Raw genomic sequence first — 23,834 nt, 5'->3', positions numbered from 1 at the left:
GTTAACGCCACCGTTTTAATAATATATATAGCGCGCCTTCGCCACCTTCATTTTTAGGGGCATAGGTAAAAGCAATGATTTTGGAACGCAAACCCGGCTGATTCAGCCAATGCGGAACCATTTGCCGTAAAACACCAATTTTGCCGTTTAGTTGCGTTCCCTTACCCGTCACAACGGATACGCAACGTTTACCTTGTGAAAAGGCCGTGCTCATAAAACGCAACAAAGCGGCGTGGGCTTGGTCCTGTGTCATACCATGCAAATCAAGACGGCCTTCTATCGCCATTTGCCCCCGGCGCAAACGTTCCATTGTGCGTTTGTCCACGCCGCTGGCTTTGCCATGTTCCAAATGATGAAACTGTTTATGCGATTCATCCGGGCGATGGGTGGGCAAGGGCACCGCCGTATCCGGGAACGGGCGTGTCGCCACCGGTTCCGGGATCGGGTCTGCACCGTCCAGATCGACAAAACGACCGGGCAGGGGATTGACGTCATCGGTGACCTTTTTCCACAACTGCGCTTCGCCCACACTGAGGCCACGGTGACGTTTTTGCGGGGCTTCTATATATTTTTTATCCTTCTGGCCCATCACTTTCTACCAACAAAATATGCAGTTTACGCGGACCATGCGCCCCGAGTAACAACGTTTGTTCAATATCAGCCGTGCGCGATGGACCCGCCACCCAGTTCAGGGCACGCGGCATAAAATCCCCACTGTTGCTTTCGCGACGCAGACGGGCATAAACCGCCTCGTAATCGCCGACAAGATCATCGGCCTTTAACACAATCATATGATTGTCCGGTAAGAAATTCAGGGTTGTCGGACTTTGTGCCCCCGATGTCAGCGCAAGGGATCCCGTTTCCGCCACACCGGCAAAAGCCATCACCAGACCATTCAGATCATCGCCCGCACTGGGGCCAAAACTTGTGTGCAGTTTTGACCAATCCAGATTTTCTAAATCAGGGTGAGGCGCAATACGGATTGCCGTCCCCAGATCATTATCTTTTAGATATTTTGCTACAGCACGCGGCACACCGTCCAAAGATTTCAGACGGGACACAGTCGCATTGACTTCTTTTGCCATTTTCACAAACAGGCTGATCTGTTGTTTAGGGGTGCCGCTGCCCCGTTTCGGGATTAAATTGGCCTTGGGTTGGGACAGACGTTCAACAAGGCTCAAATCATCTTCGCGTTCCATCGCACCGCGCCCCAGTGACCAACGAATACGCCCCAGAATATAATCACGTGAACTCATGTACGACGCCCCCCTTTTTCAGACCAGCGTTGTTGGAACGTTTTACCTTCCGGTGCCGGGAAATCACGGTTTTCCGTCCAGCCGTTTTTCAGGGGAAACGCCTTGATATGCCCGGATTTTCGACCCATAAAGCCCATAATCCGCATCTTCCAACCCGCAACCCTGTGATAAAGTTTCGGACGCAACGCCCACCAGGCCCACCACGTCATAGCCAATCGTTGCATAGTCGGAACGGGACCATCTTCCCATTGTTTTTTCCGCCAGGAACGCAGCATCTTGGGGATCGGAATACGCACAGGACAGACTTCTTCACATTTCCCACACATGGTCGAAGCATTGGGCAAATCACATGATTTTTCCAAACCATACAGGGCAGGGGTTAAAACGGATCCCATTGGCCCGGGATAGATCGACCCATAGGCATGACCGCCGACACTTTGATAGACCGGGCAATGGTTGATACAGGCCGAACAGCGAATACAGCGCAGCATATCGTGCGTGTCATGGCCCAGCATACGCGAACGTCCGTTATCCAAAATGACCACATGAAATTCATCCGGTCCGTCCGGGTCGGTTTCCCCGCGTGGCCCGGTGGAAAAGGTCGTATAAACCGATTGTTCCTGCCCCGTGGCCGAACGTGCCAGAACCCGCAGTAACGTTGTGCAGTCTTCCAATGTCGGCACAACTTTTTCAATGGAACAAAGAACGATATGAATACGCGGCAACGTCTGCGTCAGATCCCCATTACCTTCATTCGTTACGATAACGGTTGAACCCGTTTCCGCCACCATAAAGTTCGCACCCGTAATCCCGACATCGGCGGCAATAAATTTTTTGCGTAGCATGGTGCGGGCTTCGACCAGCAAATCTTCGGGGGCATCCAGATTACGATCTTTCGGTAATTCCGTATGGGTTTTGCGAAAGGCTTCTTCCACATGGCTTTTGCGCAGGTGAATGGCGGGTGCGATAATATGACTGGGCGGTTCATTGCGTAACTGGATAATATATTCACCCAGATCGGTTTCAATCGGGATCAGGCCTTTTTCTTCCAGATATTCATTGATCGCCATTTCTTCGCCGATCATGGATTTGCCTTTGGTGATGGTTTTTGCCCCCACCGCTTCGCAAATTTCATAAACGATCTTGCGCCCATCCTTGATATCGCGCGCCCAATGGACCTTGCCGCCGGTTTCCACCACACGGCTTTCAAATTGTTCAAGGTAAAAGTCCAGATGGCGCAGCGTATGGTCTTTGATATCGCGGGCCTGATCGCGCAAATCCTCAAATTCCGGCAAACGCTCCATCGCTGCCAGCCGTTTTAACGGAAAACCGGTTCCCAATTTCTGCAAGGAAGCCTGAAGGTCATTGTCTTTCAACGCCTTCTTGGCATTTTCTTTAAAATTATGGGCGTTCAGTTTCATCGGTTTAGCCCTTTCCTTGTGAAATTGGCGGCACCTCATCACACATATCTGCTAGAACCTCGGCAATATGGCGCACTTCCACCGTTTCCCCGCGTCGTGTCATCCGTCCGGCGATATTCATCAAACAGCCCAGATCACCGCCCAAAACGGTTTGCGCCCCGGTTTTCAGCAAATCATCACATTTATCATCGGTAATGCGCGACGATATATCGGAAAACTTCAGACAAAATGTTCCGCCGAACCCGCAACACCGTTCCGCTTGTTCGGCTTCCACCAGTTCAAGCCCCTCGACACTGTCCAACAGTTTGCGCGGTTGCTGCTTGATCCCCAATTCGCGCAAACCCGAACAGCTGTCATGATAGGTTGCTGTACGGTCCAAGGCGGCTTCGACCTTGTCCACATGCAGGACATCACTGAGGAAAGTCAAAAGTTCATAGGTTTTGGTCGACAGGTTTTGCGCGCGTGTCAGCCAGTCGGGACAGTCTGCAAACAATTCCGGATAATGCACCCGGATCATCGCCGCACAAGACCCACTGGGCGCGACAACGTAATCGAATTGTTCAAATTCTTCGATCACCATTTGCGCCATTGCCTTGGCATCCTCATTATCGCCACTGTTATAGGCCGGTTGACCACAACAGGTTTGACGTTCCGGGACACAGATTGAACACCCTGCATCTTCCATCAATTTTACGGCTGCAAAGGCAACAGTCGGGCGAAACAAATCTACCAGACAGGTTACGAACAAACCGACATTTTTCTCATTTTCCGACATGCCATGAAGATGGCCTTTTTAGACGCAATTGACAAGCATTATGCCGTTTTACGCCGCCACAGGGGGAGAAGTTCAACCGACAGAATGCTGATAAACATAATTGCGGCCCCGAAATAACCCTCAACAGGCAAGCGTTCGCCTAAGATAATAGCACCAGCCAAGGCAGCGAACAGGGTTTCCCCACTCATAATAATCGCTGCATCGGCCTGTCCTGTATAAGTTTGGGCCACGGCTTGTAAGGTAAAGGCAATACCAACAGACAAGACGCCCGCATAAAAAATTTCAAATCCTGCCGCCATTACATTGGCTATGCTGAAGTCTTCAAAGATCAACCCACCCGTCAAACCCAACATGCCACATACGAGAAACTGCGTGGATGCCAGCATTACCGGGGTCGAACAATTGCGAACGACAAACCCGACCGTAATGATTTGAGCCGCCCAGAAAATGGCAGAGACCATCATCCAGAAATCCCCGGTACTTAACCCGCTGAGATTACCGCCTGACAGATAATATGTGCCAACCATACATCCCACCACGGACGGCCAGATTGACCAATGGGGGAGTTTGCGCCAGAAAACCAGCAACATCAAAGGCACCAACGGCACATAAAGCCCGGTTAAAAAGCCCGCATTGGTCACCGATGTCATGGAAATCCCGATTTGTTGGGTAATCGAAGCCGTAAAGATAAACACCCCGCAAAGCGCCATGCCCAACCAGTCTTTAAGACTGACCTCAGCACCCCTTTGGCGATATTTCGATAATTCACGCAAGGCCAAAGGCAACACAACCAATCCACCCAACATAAAACGGATTCCGGTAAAATAATACGGGCCGATATTTTCCATGCTGGTATGTTGGGCAACAAAGGCTGTGCCCCAGATCAACGCTGTGATGAGCAGCAGAATATTGGCTTTTAGACGGTTCATTTCGATCTCTACGCTTATTCTTATTTTGGCAGATACCTTTGGAATAATTTTACCAACTGGTCAACCTTTCTTTTAACCTTTCCAAACAGGTCTAACTGGTCATTGAAAAAGTCTGGTGATGGATGCGCGCAGAACAAGTGCTTCCGATAAGATGGAAACCCTTCTTGATCACCGATTGCTTCTAGAATGGGAAAAATGCAGGTATAACAAAGAGGGCTAAACCGGCGAATATAATATTTAGAGGTAGCCCTACTTTTAAGAAATCTTTAAATTTATACCCTCCCGCACTATAAACGAAAGTATTGGTTTGATAGCCAATTGGTGTGGCAAAACTGGCTGAAGCCGCAAACATAACGGCCATAATAAATGGGCGCGGGTCATAGCCTAATTGCAAAGCAAGCGAAATCACAATCGGGCCGATCAGCACGGCCACAGCATTATTACTAATCATTTCGGTGAGAAGGCTGGTCAATATATAAACAGCCGCCAAAATAGCCAATGGCCCGACATCGCCCAATGATGTAACGGCTGTTTCAACAATTAAGCGCGCCGTTCCCGTTTGTTCCATTCCCAGACTTAGTCCCAGCATACCGAAAATTAAAAACAAAATACGCCAGTCAATGACATCAAATGCCTCTTCCGGATCAATGCAGCGGGTGATCATCACAACAACAGCTCCAATCAGGGCCAACCCCGCAATTGGCATGATGCCGATTGCGGACAAAACCATAACTGCAATCATCGTCAAAATCGCAATACGGGCTTTATTGCGCCTAATTGGTCGTTCTTGCGGCGTAGAAAGATTGATCACCCCCCCATCTTTGACCAAACGCTGGATCCCCTCGATTGATCCATCAAGAAGCAAAGTATCCGCAAACTGAAGGCGGATTTCATCCATTTGATCTGAAATATTACGATCATTTCTATGAACAGCCATCAAGTAGGCGCCATAGTTTCGTCTTAAATTGATCGTTTCAAGCGTCTTTCCTCGCAGATGTGACTTCGGACCAACACTGGCTTCCATCGTGATGGTTTGCTCTGCCGTTACAGGTTCCATCCCTTGTCCTGATAAGTCCTTGAATTCTACGCCCCCATCTTCCTTCATACCCAGAATTTCAGCCGTATCGGTCTTTATCACAATCCGGTCACCCGCTTGAAGCTTAAGCGTGTTCAATTTTTTACGCAAAGAGATTTCACCACGGATTACATCCAAAATGCGCGAATGCTGCGTGTTAAAAGGAAGTTCATCAAGCTTCTTACCCAAATATTTCGAGTGAGTTGGAATGAGAATCCGCGCCATGAATTTTCTTTTTTCACCGTGGTTCAAGACACCTGTCAAAGATACTCTATCAGGTAACAAAAAGCGGCCTGCAAAGACCATGTAAATCATGCCGACCCCCGCAAAAATCAAACCGGGTAACGTCATTTCAAACATAGAAATGACAGGTTGCCCTGTTTGTGATGCAACAGTACTCACCAAAATATTGGTCGATGTCCCAACCAGAGTTAAGGACCCACCAAAAATTGCTGAAAAAGACAAGGGAATCAATAATCGAGACGGGGACACATTGATACTTGCTGCCAGCGAAATAACGATCGGTGTCATAAGAATAACAACAGGTGTGTTATTCATAAAGGCAGACGCCAACATCGTGCCAAACATCATAAACAGCATGGCCCGCAGAAAGGAACCTTTCGCATATTTTTTCAGGCCTTCGCCCAAAATGGATAAAACCCCCGTTCGTTCCAAAGCGGCGGACAAAATAAACATCATCGCAATTGTTATCGGTGCACTGGAACTAAAAACACTCAGAAATGTTTTAACGTCGATTATATTTGTCGCAACAAGAGCAGCCGTGGCCGCCAAAGCAATCACTTCCGGAGGATAGATTTCTTTAAAAAAACTCAAAAAAACGATACAAAGCAAGGATAAGACAAATATTTGCTCAAGCGACATGAAATCACACTAAATTTAATGTAAAATTAAAATAAAGAGCACCTCGAAAAGTACATCCCCTGAATGTAAACTTTAAAATTCCGAAAATAAAGACCAAAGTCACAGTGCCCGATAAACCCGCATCCCTCACCAATATTCATTGATAATATCATTTTTATAAATAATAACAGGTAGTTATACTAAAACATTGCCTATTAAAAAAGAGCAGGCTGTTTTGTGCTATGGAATTTTCCCGGTATGGTTCCCTGCAGGTTTTCGCAACCTTTGATGACAGGGAGACCAGCCCGGCGATTTAATCAAATCAACTTGATCGTATTTTGTTTAACCCACTGTTTTTTCTGCACGTTTTCGTACATGCGGGTCAAGGTGGAATTTGCGCAAACGGATGCTTTCCGGTGTCACTTCCACGAGTTCATCATCCTGAATATAAGCAATGGCATCTTCCAGGGTAATCACGCGCGGCGGTGTCAAACGAATGGCATCATCCTTGCCGGAGGCGCGGTGGTTGGTCAGTTGCTTGGATTTCATGGCATTGACTTCAAGGTCGGTCCCTTTGGCATGTTCGCCAATGATCATCCCTTGATAAATCTTGGTTTGCGGACCGATAAACAACGGGCCGCGCCCTTCAAGGTTTGCCAGCGCATAACCGACAGCCGCACCCGCAACCATAGAAATCAGAACCCCGTTACGACGTCCCGGAATCGGACCGGCATAAGGACCAAAATGGTGGAAGGTACGCGCCATAATCCCGGTACCGCGTGTTTCTGTCAAAAATTCCCCGTGATAACCGATCAAGCCACGTGCCGGTACATGGAAGGTCAAACGGGTCTTGCCGCCACCGGAAGGGCGCATTTCCGTCATTTTGCCTTTGCGGATCGACAGACTTTCCACCACGATACCGGAAAATTCTTCATCCACATCGACCTGAACTTCTTCAAACGGTTCCAGTTTTTCACCTGTTTCCGGGTCTTGTTGAATCAAAACGCGCGGACGTGAAATCCCCAGTTCGAAGCCTTCGCGGCGCATGGTTTCAATGATAACGCCCAACTGCAATTCACCCCGACCGGCAACTTCAAAGCTATCGGCATTTTCGGTTTCATTGACCGTAATGGCAACGTTGCCTTCGGCCTCGGCAAACAAACGATCACGGATCATACGCGATGTCACTTTGGACCCTTCCTGACCCGCCAGCGGTGAATCGTTCACAGAAAATGTCATGGCGAGGGTCGGCGGATCAATCGGTTGGGCTTTTAACGGTACCATCAATTCCGGGGCACACAGGGTATCGGCAACGTTGGCCTTTGTCAGACCGGCAACGGCGACAATATCGCCTGCGTGGGCTTCATTGACCGGAACACGTTCCACACCACGAAAAGACAGCAATTTGGTGACACGCGCCTGTTCGATGATTTCGCCGTCTGCCGTCATGGCTTTCAGGTTGGTATTGACTTTAAACGTCCCGGTATGGACACGTCCGGTCAGGATACGACCCAAAAACGGATCGGATTCCAATGTTGTTGCCAACATGGAAAACGGCTTATCCAGATCACCAGCCGGTTCTTTGACATGTTTCAGGATCAAATCAAACAACGGTGTCAGATTGGTACGATCCCCATCCGGTGTTTCCGCCGCCCAACCATCCCGGCCTGAGGCAAACAAGGTCGGGAAATCAAGTTGTTCGTCATTGGCATCCAAGGCACTGAACAGATCAAAACATTCGTCTTGGACTTCATAGGGACGCGCATCGGGGCGATCGGCCTTGTTGACCACCACGATCGGCTGCAATCCCAGTTTCAGGGCTTTACCGGTTACGAATTTGGTTTGCGGCATTGGACCTTCAGCAGCATCGACCAACAAGACCACGCCATCGACCATAGACAGGATACGTTCCACTTCCCCGCCGAAATCGGCGTGACCGGGTGTATCGACGATATTAATACGGACATTATTCCATTCAACCGATGTACATTTTGCCAGAATGGTAATGCCACGTTCTTTTTCAATATCCCCGGAATCCATAATACGTTCTTCAACGCGCTGGTTTTCACGGAACTGGCCGCTTTGTTTCAAAAGTTCGTCAACCAAAGTCGTTTTACCGTGGTCAACGTGTGCGATAATCGCAATATTGCGAAGTTCCATGAATTTAATCCGTCTGTAGGGAATATGATTTGCGCGGGACTATACGCTTAAATAAAAAAACAGCAATAAAAAAACCCCTACAAACCGCAGTTCATAGGGGCTTTCTTAAAAGTATCATAAATTACGCGGACAAAGCAGCACCGGCAAGGTCTGCCAAATCAGCCTCGGGTCGCGCCCCGTAATGGCTGATAACCTCGGCAGAACAAATAGAACCGAGACGCGCACATGTTCCCATATCAAATTCTTTGGTATAGCCAAACAGGAAACCCGCCGCATAAGCATCCCCGGCCCCGGTGGTATCCACAACATGATCGACTTTTTCCGCATCAACCACATGGATTTCATTACCGGCAATCACAACGGAGCCTTTTTCCCCACGGGTCAGGGCCGCAACGCTGCATTTATCGCGCACGCATTGCAGGGCCGCATCAAAGCTATCGACTTCATAAAGAGATTTGATCTCGTCTTCATTGGCAAACAAAATATCGACGTGATGTTCAACCAAATCCTGAAAAGATTTACGGTGACGATCTACACAAAAAGCATCCGACAGGCTGAGTGCGACCTGACGTTCCGCCTTATGCGCTGCCATTGACGCTTTTAAAAAGGCTTCTTTTGCATGATCCGGGTCCCACAAATAGCCTTCCAGATACGTTACTGCGCCTCGGGCAATATAATCCGGGTCGATATCATCCGGCATCAAATTCACACAAGCACCCAAGAACGTGTTCATGGTGCGTTGCGCATCATCTGTCACCAAAATCAAACAACGGGCCGTACTGGGGCCGTCACTGGCATGTTTAGACGCAAAATCCACACCGGCAGCTTTGATATCATGGGCAAAAATCTTGCCTAAACCATCATCTTTGACCTTGCCGATAAAGGCGCCTTTTGCCCCCAGGCTGGCCAAACAGGCAATGGTATTGGCCGCAGACCCACCGGAACATTCCACCCCCGGACCCATTTTATCGTACAGACGGTCCGCTTGCGTTGCATCGATCAAGGCCATGCCGCCTTTGGTCAACCCGTTTTCCACGATAAAGGCATCGCTGGAATGGCTCAATACATCGACAATGGCATTGCCAATACCGATCACATCGAAATCTGCTTGCACCATGTTGTCCTCATCTTCCCATAAACATCAATTTGCGCGCCAGTATAGAAGGATCGATTTAAACAACAAGAGAGAAATATATGCTTTTTGGTTGTATCTCTGGTCGCTTAAGGTATTGTTACAATATAAAATAAATATGTAACATTGACGTTGTCCGATTGTAACAGGAAATTGGCGGGTCTGCATTTGAAGCATAAATCGCAACTTATAACCGGCTTATCTTTTGTATTGGCCGTAATCTTTCTTGTCGCCCTCGGCTGGTTTGCTGCACGGGAGACGGGGGAAACTGCGGCTCGGGAAATTGATCAAAACCTCAGTCATCGCATCACCCTCTATAAGAATTTTCTACAGCGAGAACTTAATCAAGTTGATTATATCGCCAGCATCCTTGCACAGAACCCGCAACTTATTGCCGCTTTACAGCCAAATGCTGTGGGACGTTATATTGATGTTGCAAACAATCTTCTCAAAACAGCCAATCAGAAACTCGAAACTGCAACCGTCTTTTTAATGGATAAAAACGGGCGCACAGTTGCCGCCAGCAATTTCGATCAGGAACATAGTTTCATCGGGAAAAATTACTCATTCAGGCCCTATTTTAAAAATGCGTTAGAAAAAGAAACCGGTCGTTTTCTCGCCGTTGGAATTACCTCCTATCAACTGGGGTATTATGTCGCCCATGCGATTAAAAATGGCGGCGAGACGGTAGGCGTTATCGTCATCAAAATCGATCTGCGCCATATCCAGCAATTCACCAAAGATATGGATGGCGATTATTTCATCGCGGATGAGCGCAATATTATCTTTCTCAGTTCCAATAAAACGTTCGAGTTAAAATCCCTGACGACCATTTCCGCAAATGATCGACGCTATATTTCGCGCACCCGCCAATATCCCATCCATAAGATTGAAACGCTTGAAAACCATGTTTCCGATACAAAATATGGTCAATTTAATACCTATCGGATCAATTATAATGAATATTTTGTCAGAAAGGTCTCTTTGGAAGAACTGAACTGGACCGTTTGGCTTTTCGCACCCACGGCCCCCATCCGAAATCAGGCTCTTTCCAGTGCCATTGGCATTTCTTTAATCGGGTTAATGGCAATGGTTGCCTTTTACCTGCTTTATAAACGGCGCAAAGATAGTGAACGGTTCCAAACGATTGTGGACAATCTTCCCAGCGGGGTGACCTTTTTTGACAACAACCTGCAAATGCTGATTTGCAATGAAATGGTTAAAAAAGTCCTTGATTTTCCCGATAGTCTGTTTCACGGCGGATTACCCAGTTTACGAACGCTGCTGCGTTTTAATGCCCAGCGCGGGGAATATGGGGAAAATAACCCCGATCTTGTCATTGCCGAACAAATTGAAAAGGCCAAACAACGCATTGATCATGTGTTTGAACGCAAAAGACCTGACGGCACCATTCTGGAAATTCGCGGCGTTTGGTTGGATCAAGGCCTGATCACCACCTATACAGACATTACCGATCGCAAAAAGGCCGAAGAAGAAGCCATGCGGACCTCCGGTTACTTGCGCGCTTTGCTGCAAAATATGGATCAAGGCGTTACCGTAACAGACGAAAATCTGAATATTGTTTTCTGGAACAATGCCTTTTTCGATCTTCTGAAATTGCCGGACCACCTTAAAAAGCCGGTGATGAAATATGAAGACCTGATCCGATATAATGCCATTCGCGGGGAATATGGTCCCGGTGACCCCGAACAACATGTCAAACTGCGGGTTCAGGCCTCGTTAAAATTTGAACCCCATAAGTTTGAACGCACCAGACCGGACGGACATACCTTACAGGTTACCGGCAAGCCGTTGCATATTGATGGGGAACCCTTTGGCTTCATTTCAACCTATGTCGATATTACCGAACATAAACGTATGGCGACACGGTTGCGCAAACTGGCCAATACCGATCCATTAACCGAACTGAACAACCGCCGTCATTTTACCACTTTGCTGGAACGCGAAATTAAACGCAGCCGGCGCAATGGCAACCCCTTGTCCCTTTTGTTGCTTGATCTTGATCATTTCAAAACCGTCAATGATCGCTTTGGTCACAATTGCGGCGATATGGCCCTGAAAGCATTTGCCGATACCAGCCGTGATATCTTGCGCGACATTGATGTCATCGGTCGCTTAGGTGGCGAGGAATTTTGTATATTCCTGCCCGATACAGACCGTGAAGGTGCCTATATACTTGCCGAACGTATGCGCCAAGGTGTTGAAAATATTGATCTGGTCAGCGACAAAAATGAACCGATCAAACTTACTGTCTCCATCGGTGTGGCCATGCTTGACAATGTCATGGGCGACCGGATCGAAGATATCCTGCAACGCGCTGACAAAGCCCTGTACCGTGCCAAAAACGAAGGGCGCAACCGGGTTTGTTAAATTAATCGTCTCGTCTTTTCATAAATTGAAAAAGAAAGGACCAAAATATGACATACCCTTATGAAATACAAACACCTCACGGTCTATATCCACAAGATGGGCACAAGCTAGACCGTATGATTTTAGATGATCAACTTGTCGTCCAAATCGGACACGCCAAAGAACATCAATATATTATTCCTGAACTTGATTACAGACAGTTTATTAAAGACGGAAAACTATAAATCCTTAAAGATAATTCCGTTCAATATCGCGCAACAAACCGTTTGAGGCTTCTTCCACCAAATCCAATACATAATCAAATCCGGCCGGGCCGCCATAATAGGGGTCGGGAACTTCTTCTTCCGGGCTGTTGGGGTCAAAGCCTAAAAACATATGCAAACGGTCTTCATAACCGGGCAAGCAAATCTGTTGCAGTTGCGCATAGTTGCTGCGATCCATCGCCAGAACATAATCAAATTCTTTGAAATCAATCGGCTTGGCCTGACGTGCCCGTAAATCCGAAAGATCATAGCCACGCACCTTTGCGGCAGCTTGTGCCCGTTTATCCGGTTCTTTACCCACGTGCCAATCCCCGGTTCCCGCAGAATCGGTTTGAATATGGTCTTGCAAGCCTTTTTGCTTCACCAAATCACGAAACACCCCTTGTGCAGTGGGGGAGCGACAAATATTTCCCAGACAGACAAACAGGACTTTAACCACACTTTTCTCCCTTTTCATTTTCCCCTAATATGAATTCAAACGAATTTGGGAGCAACCATGAATGTACGTATCGACAAAGAAGGCACCATCGTCATCCTGACAGGCGCGGGTATTTCACGTGAATCGGGTCTGGATACATTTCGTTGCGAAGGGGGTATCTGGTCAAAAGTCAACCTGGAAGATGTTGCCACCCCCGAAGCCTTTCAACGTGACCCAAAAATGGTGCAGGCTTTTTATAATGCCCGGCGCAAACAATTGGTTTGTGAGAAACCTCAACCTAATCCCGCTCATCTTGCCCTTGCTAAACTGGAACGCAACTGGCCCGGACGTGTCCTGATCGTCACACAAAATATCGATAACCTGCATGAACTTGCCGGATCAAAAGATATTATTCATATGCATGGGGAATTGATGAAAATCCGCTGTAACCATTGCGGTGCTTTGCATCTTTGGGAAGAGGATCTCTATATCGACACCCCCTGTCCCGATTGTGCCGAAATCGGCGGTTTGCGCCCCCATGTGGTCTGGTTTGGTGAAATCCCCTTACAAATGGATGATATTTACGCCGCCTTGCAAGATGCTGATCTTTTTATGTCCATCGGGACATCCGGCAACGTCTATCCCGCTGCCGGTTTTGTACAAGCCGTATCCGGTTTGGGTCACTGTCACACGGTTGAACTGAATCTCGATCCATCCAACGGGGCCACCCAGTTTCAAGAAACCATCTACGGCCCGGCAAGTCAGATTGTTCCGGCTTATATAGACGCGTTATTGGCGGATTAAATGGAAGACTTACTCAAGGAAATACGCGCCTGTACCTTGTGCCAAGACTTACCCTTAGGGCCGCGTCCGGTCATTCGGGCACAAAAATCAGCGCGGATTTTGATCATCGGACAAGCCCCGGGCACAAAGGTACATGAAAGCGGTGTGCCGTGGGATGATCCAAGCGGGGAGCGTTTGCGTGACTGGCTGGCTGTGGATAAAGAAACGTTTTATGACGACAGTCAAATCGCCATTATGCCGATGGGTCTTTGTTATCCGGGACGATTGGATAAAGGCGGGGATAAACCGCCACCTGCACAATGCGCCCCCACATGGCATGATAAGGTCTTACAGGAATTGGAAAATTTACAACTGACCTTGCTGGTTGGGTCGTATGCCCAAAACCGTTATTTAAAAGGCGTTCAAAAGAAAACCATGACCGAAACCGTGCATCACTGGTCAGAATATCTCAAAGACGGATACCTGCCTTTGCCCCATCCCAGTTGGCGGGTAACGAATTTAATCAAGAAAAATCCGTGGTTTGAAGATGAGCTGCTTCCTGACTTACGCCGCCTCGTTCATCACCACCTTAGTCTTTAAACACCCAGACGTTCGCGCCGTTTTTCCGGTTTATGGAAATTTTCTTCGGTAATGGTTTGCAACAAGCGCGTCTTGATGTTCGCCAGTTTACTTTCTGAATTTACCTTCAAACCAAAAACGTCTTTGACATAAAACACATCGACCGCGCGTTCCCCAAACGTTGCAATATGGGCAGAATTGATTTGCAGGCCCAAATCGGTCAACGTGCGGGTTACATCATAAAGAAAGCCCAGCCGGTCACGTCCATTGACTTCCACCACAGTAAAGGCATTGGACACTTTATTATCGATCAAAACACGCGGGGAAACCGTAAAGACATCGCGGCGCGATTTTAAGGTATTCTTGGTGACTTTTTCCAATTCGCTGGCGGGATAAATCTCACCTTTTAAGGCCTTATCAATCCGTTCTGCCAAACGTTTGATTTTTGTTTCTGAATCAAAGGCTTCCGCACTGTGATCCTGTACAGAAAACGTATCCAGCGCCATGCCGTTTGATAACGTTGCAATTTTTGCATCGACAATAGACCCGTTGGTCAACGCCATCGCCCCGGCAATGATCGAGAACAACCCCGGGTGATCCGCCGTATAAATGGAAATCTCGCTGACATTGTTAAAGGTATCATGTTCCACATTGATATGAATCGGGCCACCTTCCTGTGCCGCCCGCCTGACAAGGGCAGCATGCCTGGCTTGAACATCTGTTTCAAAACTCAGCCAATAACCGGGGTTGCCTTGTTCAATAAATTCTTCAATCTCGTCTGCCGGCCAATCCTGTAACGCATCACGCAGGGCATTTTGCTTGGCTGTCACACGGGCCTGAACACCACCGGCGGCCAATTCCCCGCCGCTTAAAACCTCCAACGCCCGCATATAAAGAACGCGCAGCAAGTTACCTTTCCAGCCATTCCAGACATCCGGCCCAACCGCACGGATATCACAGGCCGTTAAAACCAACAGCAGGCGCAGGCGTTCCGGTGACTGGACAATATCGCAAAATTGCTTGATCAGGTTGGGATCTTCTAGATCGCGTTTAAACGCCACATTGGACATGGTCAAATGATGGCGTACCAACCATGCAACTGTTTCGGTTTCTTCGTCATCCAACCCCAGACGCGGACCGAGTTCCAGCGCAACCTCTGCGCCCAATTCAGAATGATCCCCACCACGGCCCTTGGCAATATCATGCAGCATCACCGCCACATAAAGGGCACGCCGTGAAATAATTTCATGTATGGCAACCGAACTTGCCGGTAATTCATCTGCATTTTCGCCCAACTCAATACTGTTGAGTTCCCCAATCGCCTTGATGGTATGTTCATCAACCGTATAGGTATGATACATGTCGTACTGCATCTGGGCCGTAACACGGGCAAAATCTGGGATAAATTTACCCAAAAGACCGACTTCCCCCATCATCCGCAAAATGCGCTGCGGTTTTTTAAGCGAGGTCAACATATCCATAAACAGACGGTTGGCATCCGGGTCGTCGCGCAGATCATGATCGACCAAACGCAAATTGGCACGCACCTGTTTTAAGGCAAAAGGATGAATATCCAGATCATGTTCCTGCGCCACACTGAACAGTTCAAACATCAACAGCGGATTTTTGACCAGCGCATCCTTATCCCCCAGTGTTAAACGCCCGGAATCAACTCCAAACCCTTCCACATTGCGTTTAAACAGGTTGGTGAGCATGGTAAAACGCTGTTGCTGTTTTTTGTGTTGTTCGTCCAGAACCGCACATAAATTACGCGTCAAATCCCCAACCGTTTTTGCCGTCAGATAATAATGTTTCATAAAACGTTCAACAGCGCGCAAATTGCCCCGGTCTTTATATCCAAAAGTCAGGGCCAATTGGTTTTGCACATCAAATGTCAAACTTTCCTGCGCACGATTGGTCAGATAATGCAGGGCACACCGCACAGAAAATAAAAAGTTCACCGCCTTTTTAAAAGCCGCCGCATCATCTGCCGTAATCACATCGTATTTGACCAGTTCGCGCCAACGTTCCACACCGTAAATATATTTACCGATCCAATAAAGCGTTTGCAGATCGCGCAAACCGCCTTTGCCTTCTTTCAAATTGGGTTCGACCACATAACGGGTATCGCCCATGCGTTGGTGGCGTTCATCGCGTTCTTCCAACTTGGCATCAACAAATTGACGCCCCGACACATCAATCACCTTTTCTTTGAAACGTTGCTGAAATTCATCAAAAAGGTCTTTGTTCCCCCACAAATACCGCCCGTCCAGCAGGGCGGTCTGAATGGTTAAGTCATCTTTTGCCAGTTTAATGCATTCATCAATACTGCGGGTGGAATGACCGACTTTCAGACCCAGATCCCACAACAGGTACAGCATATATTCCACAGCCTGTTCGACCTTGGGCGTCTGCTTATAAGGCAACAGAAACAGCAAATCGATATCGGATTGCGGCGCCATTTCCGCACGCCCATATCCACCGACAGCCGCCACACAAAACTGTTCCGCCTTGGTCGGGGTATGAATGGCATAAACGTATTTGGTGGTAAAATCGTAAAGGGTGCGGATAATTTGATCGATTAAAAAAGCATAATTATGAAACGTGACAATTCCGTTAGCTTCTTTTCGTTCAAACCGATCTTTGATTTCCTGACGCCCGTCTTTCAAGGCCCCTTTGAACAACTTCAAAACATCATTTTGCATTTTAGAAGAATAGCCGGACCAACCGGCCATATTTTCCAATTCGGCCCACAAGGCTTTGCGGTCAATGATTTTGCGTTGTTTTCGGATTTTGGCCATTCTTTTTTTAACACTTTTCTAAATGCACTATAGTCAAATTCAAGGGGCAACGTAAAACTGACGTCCAAACCAGCGCCAGCGTCCGTCCCCTGCCGGCATCGTACAATTCAACCGCGTACGGCCCACCGGCATCTCTTTTTCAAACCGGGCTTCCACGCGGCGGTCAAATCGTTCTAAACGCACCTTTCCTTCATGGGAAGAAAAACAGGCCAAGGTATCCAGATCCCCGACTTTTTCACCAACGGTAAAACCGATAATCGGCGGATTGCGACTGCCCACCATCATATCGCGCGGCCCGATGTCTTTAACATGCAGGGATTTAGCCTGTGCCACCATTTGAAAACGTTTCAGATCCCCATATTTTTCATTTAAGGCAAATCGGGCCAGATAATAAATATCGTCCCCAATGCCAACGGCACCACTATGCTGTCCAAATGCCGCACGCATTCCAAACCCACGCACCACGGACACGGCGGTCAAACTGGCTTCCCCATAAGGATAAGCAAATAAATCGGGACGGTAGCCCAATTCTTTTTCAAGGCGTTCAAGCGATCGTGACATTTCATCGCCCATGCGCGACTGTGACGCCGCTGCCATATGAAGATGGCTGGCCGTATGCGCCCCAATGCTGACCAAGGGATCTTTATCCATTTCACGAATTTGATCCCAGGTTAAATGCCCGGCATAGCCCCGATCAATGGGGTCGGTTGAAATAAAAACGGTAAAAGGAATACCCGCCTTTTTAAAACGCGGATAGGCTTTCTCATAAATACTGGCATAACCGTCATCAATGGTAATGCTTAGGGCTTTATCAGGCAGTTCCTCGCCCGCACGGATTTTATCAACCAGATCGCTTAAGGCCAAAACGTTATACTCGCCTGTCTTGATCTCTTGCAGATGTGATTCAAACTGTTCGATTGAAATGTTTGTCGATGGGAAACTCTCTTCTCCAAAACGGTGGTACATCACAACACTTGCCGAAGACTGTGCAAAAGCGGGCAGGGCACTACAAGCAACAAATCCAAAGGCGGTTAAGGCCTTTTTCCAATTGGAGAATGAATGACCGAGTTTCATCAGATTAACTTCCGCCGCATTTTTTTATGAGTTTATGATTTAAACCCGTACTATCCCAAGAAGGATTCAAAAGAGCAAGGCATAATCCCGATCTCGGGAACTAAATATACTTCTCGTTTTTTCTAATTTATACCCCATATCATAAATATGAAACCATTGATGAAATCACAGTGGGGACAGACCTATAAAGACTGGCATATCCCCCTGTCACAAAACAATATATTGCTGAAGGACGCCTTGGCCGATATGCATTTGCATTCTCATGGGCAGGGTGCGATTCCACTGATCATACAATTGGTGGAAAACCCACGGTTTCGCCTGCCGGGGCTTGAGCTTTTTCACGGGGCCGTTAATCTGGATGATCATGACTGCATCCATATTTTGCTAGGCCGGGGTATGTTACCCAAGGATGAGGCCTTTGTGATTGGTTTTACGATGGGATCAACCGGACAGGTCGGTGCGTTGGAAGAAAAGCTTTATCGCCTGATCTCACAATATCTTTACCCTGATGTCTACAAATTTAAAGAAGACGATCTAGAAATTTTCCGCGATGGGCTGCATCTTGGCATGCTTTGCCGCAGTGACGCGCTGGATAAGGTTGATTACGGCCCTCTTATGGATAAAACATTGGGCGAGGTGCGCAACAGGCTGGGCATTGATACCGCCTTGTTAAAAGCCTATTACGCACTGGAAGCCAAACGTTACCCCTATGCCGGGGAAAGTATGCGTTTATTGAATTGAACGTTTCCGACTGAGGACAAACCACACCAACGGCACCACACCGCCCACCACAAACAAAATCCCCCCGACAGATCGGAAAATCGTCAGATTGCGAAAAACCTCACCGGAAACAACTTCCCATGAACGGGCTTTCCAGAAACCTTCTTCCAAAACGGTGATGACCTGATAGACCCCGACTGGAAAAAGATCGAGAAACATCATCAAAGCCACCCCGATATTTAATGACCAGAAGGCCGTGCGCAAAAGTTTTGCATTCCAACGGGTTTCACATAACAAATGCTGGCAACAGAACAGCATCCCGGCAATGGCGATATTGCCTTTTACGCCAAACATGGCCGCATGTGCATGATTCCCGGTCAGATAGGTCGCATGTTCAAAATAATTGACAATCGGCAGGTTAATCAGGGAACCAAATACACCGGCGCCAAACACATTCCAGAAATTGACTGCAAGGATAAAATACCAGACCTCCGTCATCACGCGGGTTTGTTTGCCTTGTCCCTGCAACCCGGTTGCCCGCTGTTTTTCCTGATGCAAACGCCACGCATCCAGCGTCAACAGTAATAACGGCAAGACCTGAAGGGTGGAAAACACACTGCCCAGCGCAATAATACTGGTCGGTTTGGCAATCCAGTAAAAATTATGGGCCACCCCCAATGTTGCCGTTGCAAAAAACAACATAACCGCCAGAAAAATCACCCGTTCTGCCATAAGTCGCGTGATCAATCCCATTTGCACCATCATATAGGCCACAATCACGGTGGTAAAAACTTCAAACGTGACTTCCACCCACATATGAACAACCATCCAGCGCCAAAAATCAGCCACGGCAAAATTGCTATCCGGCAAAACCAACAGGCTGAAAAACAAAAACAGCACCATGACCGCACTGCCATATAACAACCAGGCAGGAACCGACCAAATATTTTGCCGGTTTAAATGCGGTTTGATCCCGCGATAAATAATCAGGATCCACAGGCTGAAGGCGACCAACAACAGAATTTGAAACGCCCGGCCCAATTCCATAAATTCCCAGCCCTGACTGCCAAACCAATAAGAAAGCGTATCGTTTATCCGGCCTGTTTGCCCCAGATAAATCCCGATCATACCGCCGACCCCGACAAAAGCGCACATCCAGAACATCAGATTAATCAAACCGACTTGCCCCTTGGGCGGTTGGGACAGGGCGGGCAAAAAGAAAATCGTATAACCTGCCCAGCAGATAAAAAACCACATGATCTGAAACAAAGTATGGTAACTGCGCGCGACATTAAACGGGATAATTTCGCCCAGATATAGACCAAAGGGGCGGACAAAATCAGTTGCCGCCAAAATACCGAACAAGACTTGCAAGGCAAACAATGTCATTGCCAACATAAAAAATTTATAAGTGACGCGTTGTGTGGGGCGAATGGTTTTCTGTTCCAGATCAGCTGTGCTTAAAGACCGTTCGCCATGACTGTGAAACGGATCATAATGGGTTGATTTCATTTGGCCATACACATACAGAACCAAACCAATGCCTAGAAATAAAACAAAGATGGAAACCATGCTCCAAAAATAGGTGGGCGCACTTGGTTCATTTCCGACATCCGGGTCATAAGGCCAGTTATGGGTATAGGTATGGTTTTCACCGGGTCTGTCCGTGCCCGCAACCCATGCTCCCCAATAGAAAAAGGCGGATAAGTCCTTTATATCCTGCGGGTTACGAATATATCCGGCGCGAAAATATCCGGGATGGGCCGGATCACGAAACATAGCCTGATAATAGATGGCAATTTCGTCAATGGCATGGACTTGGGCCGCATTCAGCAAAACCACATTCGACGACTCATTCCATCTGTTGAAATGAATTTCACGTTTAACACGGGCGGCAATCGCATCGCGTTCAAAATCCGGCAAGGGTGCGGCTTGTTCCTGTTCATAATAGCGGCGCATGGCTTGCCCCATCAGATGCAAAGCCTCGGCGCTAAAATCCGGGCCACGTTCTGCCCCATCCCCCCAAAAAGAGCCATAATTCATCAGACCGCGTAAATGAAAGAGCTTCTGGCCGCGTTTAATCTGATCTTGCGATAAAATAACCTGTCCGGCTTCATCCAGATAATCCGGTAAGGGCGGAGCACTGGAATAGGTCCGGTCTCCTAAAAAATACAATCCGGCCAGACAGATAAAAGAAATCGTAAAAAACTGTACGAACCACAGTTTTTTATCAATCAGCATTTCTGCCATATTTCTACATTTCTTCAAATGAATGCTGGGCATCGTCAACTCCCCGTGACAAAAGCCAGGGCGTCGAACAAGCAAAATGCTTGTCGATCCCTTTTGCCATCAGGTTTCGCCCGTCAATTAAAAGATATTCCCTGTTCGTCTTCTGGCTTTCGGATCGTCTGTTTTTCCAGTCCTCCTTCCCGAAACAAATCATGTTCAGTGGATTTATAAATGTTGGAAAAACATCCCCGATTACAGCGGCGGGACCGCCACGGATTTACACCGTGTTCCGTTAACAGGTCACGGCTATCTATCAAGCAAAGGTTTGAAAAACAAGCGTTAAATTAAGAATTTGGGCTGTCTTGTGCGACATCACAGACTTCACAACGGCTTAGCGAGTTTGCTGGAAGAAGTGCAAAGAAACTGCCTGTTTCTTTCATCTTACCGGCGCGCATGGCCGCCTCTTCGCCAAATCCCCAAAAGACATCACCGCGTACAACGCCTTTGATCGCCCCACCTGTATCCTGTGCCACAACCAGTCGGGATATTGGGTTTGGTGTCACCGGATCGGTAAAGGTATGAAGGTAAAGCGGTAACCCTAATGGTAAGAACCGTTTATCAATGGCAAGCGAGCGTCCCGGCGTCAGTGCAACGCCTTGTGCACCGACCGGACCGTCATCTTTAAGTTCGCGAAAAAAGATGAAAGAGCTGTTTTCACGCATCAACTCCTGCCCCTTATCGGGATGAGCCGCCAGCCAGCTGCGGATAGCTTGCATGGACATCTCTTCTTTGGACACTTCGCCGCGATCAATTAAAATACGCCCGATTGAGGTATAGTCATGGCCATTGTGACCGTCATAGCCAACACGCATGGTGGACCCATCAGCAAAAACCACCCGGCCTGATCCCTGAATATGCAGGAAAAAGGCATCGACCGGATCATCCACCCAAACCAGTTCGAGATTTTTACCACGCAGTTTCCCTGCATCAATCTCGCTTCGTGACGCATAAGGGACCAGTTGTCCGTTTTCCAGACGTCCGGCAAGGCGTTTGCCTTTCCAGTTCTGTTTAAATTCACCCAGACCGACCAGAACCAAATCATCAGGTCGTTTATAAAGCGGGGTTTGATAGACCCCGCCTTGGGTCAGTGCCCCGCGAAGGGCTGCTTCATAATATCCGGTAAACAACCCGCTGGCCGCACGGTCTTCTGCAAGATCGCTGACCAAATAAGGCTGGAAAAACATTTGATAAAATTCGCGGGCTTTCTGACTGTCACCATCGGGTAGGGAATAGGCCTCGGTACAAATTGGTTTCCAATCCCCGGCAACACCGCCGATCCCATTGGGGCCAATCGGTTTATTTTCATCCATACGCCCAAATGTCTGGCAGGATTTACGCAAGGCCGGGATGGAATTGGCAATTTGATCGTCTTCCCAGCCCGGCAAGGTAGCATAGGAAACGGGCATCAGGCGAATATCATGGCGTTCCGGCATATCCGGTGTCGCCATGACTTCGTGTTTATCCATATCATGTGACGGCGTGCAAGCACCGATAACCGAGACCAGCGCCAACAGACTGCATATCTTTAAGTAAGACCCCCGCCCCACGAACATGAAAAAAGCCCTCTATTCCGCTTGGGTCGCTTTCAGGAACCAAATCGGGCTGTTTGAAGTGATATCACGTTCAAACGTCCAGACATCGGTAATGGTATCGATATAATTGCTGTCCCCATCGACCACTTCACCATCTGCGTCACAGGTAACATTGACCTGTTCACTGACAATACGGACGGTAACTTCCGCCATTTTGTTTTCAAGTGCAGCGTCAATAATTTCTAATGAGCCAATCCCAATCAAGGTGGTTTCCAGTGTTTCACCGGCTGCCTTGCGGGCCTCCAGTGCCGATTCGAAATTGTGATAGACTTCCGGGGTCAGCAGATTTTTCAGCGTTTCCCGGTCATCACCGGCAAAGGCTGTCAAAATCATTTCAAAGGCACCGCGCGCGCCTTCCACAAAACCATGTTGGTCAAAATTGGGATCCGCCGCCATGATCTCCGCCAAAGCCTGTTGAACAGGACCAACCGGTTCAATCTCATTCACTTCGGGTATAGGATGTTGATTTTGTTGATTTTGCGGGCCGGAACCCGGCAAATGGATCACATTGTCCTGAGAGGATTCATTGTCTTCATCCATCGGATCGGGGTTGAAGATATCGCGATGATTGCGATTGTCTTCGTTTCCATCCTTACTGCCCAGCACACTGCGAAGGCGCAGGAAAATAAAGACCGCAATCAGGGCAAGGAGTATGAGATCGAAATTAGCCATAATGATGTTTCAAACCTGTTATCTTTTGCAAGTAGTGTAGCTTGCGCTTAAGCTGTTGTAAAACTAGATAATCTTAAATCGCCAAAAGGGCAAGGTTTCACGAAAGTAAGGTTTTATGGGTTTTATTGTTCTACTCGTCTTTATCATCGTTCCGATCATCGAAATTTCCGTTTTTATTCAAGTCGGTGACTGGATCGGTTTATGGCCGACCATCTCTATTGTTATTTTAACGGCGATTGCAGGAACGGCACTGTTGCGCCAACAAGGTCTATCCACCTTGATGAAAGCCCAACAATCCTTGAACGAAGGACGCATGCCCACAAGCGAGCTTTTTGACGGGGCCTGCCTGTTGGTCGCAGGCGCTTTGTTACTCACCCCCGGATTTGTCACCGATGCCATCGGATTTTTGCTGTTTTTGCCGCCGTTTCGCACGTTTTTACGTTCCAAAGCAGGCAGCATTATCAAAAATTCCCGCAATATACATATTGTCGGGGGCGATATGGGTCCTCACCACCCTGAGGGCAATTCCCCTCCTCATAAATCTGAAAATTCAACGGTTATTGATGCGGATTTTGAAGAAGTTGATCCCAATCCCGACAGTCCCTGGTCTGACAAAAAGGATTAAGTTGAGTTTGGCACAACT

General features: G+C 47.9%; 20 protein-coding genes, 1 pseudogene and 1 riboswitch. Of the genes and pseudogenes, 6 read left to right on the top strand and 15 right to left on the bottom strand.

What is annotated here, in order from left to right; all coding sequences use genetic code 11:
* Window position 1 precedes the first annotated feature (1 nt).
* The 9 genes and pseudogenes from IEW74_RS05715 to IEW74_RS05680 all read right to left on the bottom strand — a co-directional run bounded on the left by IEW74_RS05715 (window position 2) and on the right by IEW74_RS05680 (window position 9,594).
* A complete protein-coding gene (locus tag IEW74_RS05715; protein ID WP_188662619.1) occupies window positions 2-589 on the bottom strand; it encodes a Smr/MutS family protein in 588 nt (195 codons plus the stop codon).
* Complete coding sequence (locus IEW74_RS05710; RefSeq protein WP_188662617.1) at window positions 573-1,256, bottom strand: LutC/YkgG family protein; 684 nt, start codon at window positions 1,254-1,256, stop codon at window positions 573-575. Before IEW74_RS05710 ends, IEW74_RS05715 begins: the two co-directional genes overlap by 17 nt.
* Window positions 1,253-2,677, bottom strand: coding sequence for a LutB/LldF family L-lactate oxidation iron-sulfur protein (locus tag IEW74_RS05705; RefSeq protein ID WP_188662615.1), 1,425 nt, complete (start codon window positions 2,675-2,677; stop codon window positions 1,253-1,255). Before IEW74_RS05705 ends, IEW74_RS05710 begins: the two co-directional genes overlap by 4 nt.
* A 4-nt stretch (window positions 2,678-2,681) precedes the next feature.
* Window positions 2,682-3,452, bottom strand: coding sequence for a (Fe-S)-binding protein (locus IEW74_RS05700; protein ID WP_188662613.1), 771 nt, complete (start codon window positions 3,450-3,452; stop codon window positions 2,682-2,684).
* Window positions 3,453-3,490: 38 nt separating this feature from the next.
* On the bottom strand, window positions 3,491-4,381 hold the full coding sequence (locus IEW74_RS05695) for a DMT family transporter (RefSeq protein ID WP_188662611.1): 891 nt from the start codon (window positions 4,379-4,381) through the stop codon (window positions 3,491-3,493).
* Window positions 4,382-4,562: 181 nt separating this feature from the next.
* A complete protein-coding gene (locus IEW74_RS05690) occupies window positions 4,563-5,771 on the bottom strand; it encodes an SLC13 family permease (protein ID WP_373283783.1) in 1,209 nt (402 codons plus the stop codon).
* An 87-nt stretch (window positions 5,772-5,858) separates the two neighbouring features.
* A pseudogene (locus IEW74_RS17585) lies at window positions 5,859-6,338 on the bottom strand (SLC13 family permease); the annotation flags it as partial.
* Window positions 6,339-6,659: 321 nt separating this feature from the next.
* Window positions 6,660-8,477, bottom strand: coding sequence for a translational GTPase TypA (typA, locus tag IEW74_RS05685; RefSeq protein WP_188662607.1), 1,818 nt, complete (start codon window positions 8,475-8,477; stop codon window positions 6,660-6,662).
* A gap of 121 nt (window positions 8,478-8,598) precedes the next feature.
* On the bottom strand, window positions 8,599-9,594 hold the full coding sequence (locus tag IEW74_RS05680) for an adenosine kinase (RefSeq protein WP_188662604.1): 996 nt from the start codon (window positions 9,592-9,594) through the stop codon (window positions 8,599-8,601).
* Window positions 9,595-9,819: 225 nt separating this feature from the next.
* On the opposite strand from IEW74_RS05680, the gene IEW74_RS05675 reads away from it, so the two are divergent.
* Both IEW74_RS05675 and IEW74_RS05670 read left to right on the top strand, forming a co-directional pair.
* Entirely contained in the window at window positions 9,820-12,000 is a 2,181-nt protein-coding gene (locus tag IEW74_RS05675; protein WP_188662603.1) for a PAS-domain containing protein, read from the top strand.
* A gap of 47 nt (window positions 12,001-12,047) precedes the next feature.
* Window positions 12,048-12,224 (top strand): hypothetical protein, encoded by a 177-nt coding sequence (locus tag IEW74_RS05670; RefSeq protein ID WP_188662594.1) that lies wholly within the window; start codon window positions 12,048-12,050, stop codon window positions 12,222-12,224.
* 4 nt (window positions 12,225-12,228) lie between these two features.
* Here IEW74_RS05670 and IEW74_RS05665 read toward each other — a convergent pair whose 3' ends face one another.
* Entirely contained in the window at window positions 12,229-12,720 is a 492-nt protein-coding gene (locus IEW74_RS05665; protein ID WP_188662592.1) for a low molecular weight protein-tyrosine-phosphatase, read from the bottom strand.
* Window positions 12,721-12,759: 39 nt separating this feature from the next.
* Between IEW74_RS05665 and cobB the strand changes: the two genes are divergently transcribed.
* Window positions 12,760-13,485, top strand: coding sequence for a Sir2 family NAD+-dependent deacetylase (gene cobB, locus IEW74_RS05660; RefSeq protein ID WP_188662590.1), 726 nt, complete (start codon window positions 12,760-12,762; stop codon window positions 13,483-13,485).
* Window positions 13,486-14,064 carry a uracil-DNA glycosylase family protein gene (locus IEW74_RS05655; RefSeq protein ID WP_188662588.1) on the top strand — a complete coding sequence of 193 codons (579 nt, stop codon included), beginning with the start codon at window positions 13,486-13,488 and terminating at the stop codon, window positions 14,062-14,064.
* Here IEW74_RS05655 and IEW74_RS05650 read toward each other — a convergent pair.
* A complete protein-coding gene (locus tag IEW74_RS05650; RefSeq protein ID WP_188662587.1) occupies window positions 14,061-16,844 on the bottom strand; it encodes a [protein-PII] uridylyltransferase in 2,784 nt (927 codons plus the stop codon). The two genes, IEW74_RS05655 and IEW74_RS05650, sit on opposite strands and share 4 nt — an antisense overlap.
* A gap of 39 nt (window positions 16,845-16,883) precedes the next feature.
* The gene (locus tag IEW74_RS05645) at window positions 16,884-17,918 is read right to left on the bottom strand and encodes a polysaccharide deacetylase family protein (protein ID WP_188662584.1); all 1,035 of its coding nucleotides are present in this window, start codon (window positions 17,916-17,918) and stop codon (window positions 16,884-16,886) included.
* A gap of 159 nt (window positions 17,919-18,077) precedes the next feature.
* On the opposite strand from IEW74_RS05645, the gene IEW74_RS05640 reads away from it, so the two are divergent.
* Window positions 18,078-18,659, top strand: coding sequence for a hypothetical protein (locus IEW74_RS05640; RefSeq protein ID WP_188662582.1), 582 nt, complete (start codon window positions 18,078-18,080; stop codon window positions 18,657-18,659).
* Here the strand turns inward: IEW74_RS05640 and IEW74_RS05635 are convergent.
* The 3 genes from IEW74_RS05635 to IEW74_RS05625 form a co-directional block, all read right to left on the bottom strand.
* On the bottom strand, window positions 18,648-20,921 hold the full coding sequence (locus IEW74_RS05635; RefSeq protein ID WP_188662580.1) for a nitric-oxide reductase large subunit: 2,274 nt from the start codon (window positions 20,919-20,921) through the stop codon (window positions 18,648-18,650). The genes IEW74_RS05640 and IEW74_RS05635 overlap by 12 nt on opposite strands.
* A gap of 82 nt (window positions 20,922-21,003) precedes the next feature.
* A riboswitch (cobalamin riboswitch) is annotated at window positions 21,004-21,183 on the bottom strand.
* 28 nt (window positions 21,184-21,211) lie between these two features.
* Window positions 21,212-22,480: a murein transglycosylase A gene (mltA, locus tag IEW74_RS05630; protein WP_188662578.1), complete on the bottom strand. Its 1,269-nt coding sequence runs from the start codon at window positions 22,478-22,480 to the stop codon at window positions 21,212-21,214.
* A 12-nt stretch (window positions 22,481-22,492) separates the two neighbouring features.
* A complete protein-coding gene (locus IEW74_RS05625) occupies window positions 22,493-23,191 on the bottom strand; it encodes a Tim44/TimA family putative adaptor protein (RefSeq protein WP_188662576.1) in 699 nt (232 codons plus the stop codon).
* Between the two features lie 115 nt (window positions 23,192-23,306).
* Between IEW74_RS05625 and IEW74_RS05620 the strand changes: the two genes are divergently transcribed.
* Window positions 23,307-23,816 carry an FxsA family protein gene (locus IEW74_RS05620; RefSeq protein ID WP_188662574.1) on the top strand — a complete coding sequence of 170 codons (510 nt, stop codon included), beginning with the start codon at window positions 23,307-23,309 and terminating at the stop codon, window positions 23,814-23,816.
* The last annotated feature ends 18 nt before the right edge of the window (window positions 23,817-23,834 follow it).

Source organism: Terasakiella brassicae, assembly GCF_014641495.1.
Lineage (GTDB): Bacteria > Pseudomonadota > Alphaproteobacteria > Rhodospirillales > Terasakiellaceae > Terasakiella > Terasakiella brassicae.
This window is presented reverse-complemented; position numbering and strand designations above follow the sequence as displayed.

Coding starts and splice junctions, on each gene's coding strand:
- IEW74_RS05715 (WP_188662619.1), bottom strand. CDS start 589: ATGGGCCAGAAGGATAAAAAATATATAGAAGCCCCGCAAAAACGTCAC.
- IEW74_RS05710 (WP_188662617.1), bottom strand. CDS start 1,256: ATGAGTTCACGTGATTATATTCTGGGGCGTATTCGTTGGTCACTGGGG.
- IEW74_RS05705 (WP_188662615.1), bottom strand. CDS start 2,677: ATGAAACTGAACGCCCATAATTTTAAAGAAAATGCCAAGAAGGCGTTG.
- IEW74_RS05700 (WP_188662613.1), bottom strand. CDS start 3,452: ATGTCGGAAAATGAGAAAAATGTCGGTTTGTTCGTAACCTGTCTGGTA.
- IEW74_RS05695 (WP_188662611.1), bottom strand. CDS start 4,381: ATGAACCGTCTAAAAGCCAATATTCTGCTGCTCATCACAGCGTTGATC.
- IEW74_RS05690 (WP_373283783.1), bottom strand. CDS start 5,771: ATGATTTACATGGTCTTTGCAGGCCGCTTTTTGTTACCTGATAGAGTA.
- typA (WP_188662607.1), bottom strand. CDS start 8,477: ATGGAACTTCGCAATATTGCGATTATCGCACACGTTGACCACGGTAAA.
- IEW74_RS05680 (WP_188662604.1), bottom strand. CDS start 9,594: ATGGTGCAAGCAGATTTCGATGTGATCGGTATTGGCAATGCCATTGTC.
- IEW74_RS05670 (WP_188662594.1), top strand. CDS start 12,048: ATGACATACCCTTATGAAATACAAACACCTCACGGTCTATATCCACAA.
- IEW74_RS05665 (WP_188662592.1), bottom strand. CDS start 12,720: ATGAAAAGGGAGAAAAGTGTGGTTAAAGTCCTGTTTGTCTGTCTGGGA.
- cobB (WP_188662590.1), top strand. CDS start 12,760: ATGAATGTACGTATCGACAAAGAAGGCACCATCGTCATCCTGACAGGC.
- IEW74_RS05655 (WP_188662588.1), top strand. CDS start 13,486: ATGGAAGACTTACTCAAGGAAATACGCGCCTGTACCTTGTGCCAAGAC.
- IEW74_RS05650 (WP_188662587.1), bottom strand. CDS start 16,844: ATGGCCAAAATCCGAAAACAACGCAAAATCATTGACCGCAAAGCCTTG.
- IEW74_RS05645 (WP_188662584.1), bottom strand. CDS start 17,918: ATGAAACTCGGTCATTCATTCTCCAATTGGAAAAAGGCCTTAACCGCC.
- IEW74_RS05640 (WP_188662582.1), top strand. CDS start 18,078: ATGAAATCACAGTGGGGACAGACCTATAAAGACTGGCATATCCCCCTG.
- IEW74_RS05635 (WP_188662580.1), bottom strand. CDS start 20,921: ATGCCCAGCATTCATTTGAAGAAATGTAGAAATATGGCAGAAATGCTG.
- mltA (WP_188662578.1), bottom strand. CDS start 22,480: ATGTTCGTGGGGCGGGGGTCTTACTTAAAGATATGCAGTCTGTTGGCG.
- IEW74_RS05625 (WP_188662576.1), bottom strand. CDS start 23,191: ATGGCTAATTTCGATCTCATACTCCTTGCCCTGATTGCGGTCTTTATT.
- IEW74_RS05620 (WP_188662574.1), top strand. CDS start 23,307: ATGGGTTTTATTGTTCTACTCGTCTTTATCATCGTTCCGATCATCGAA.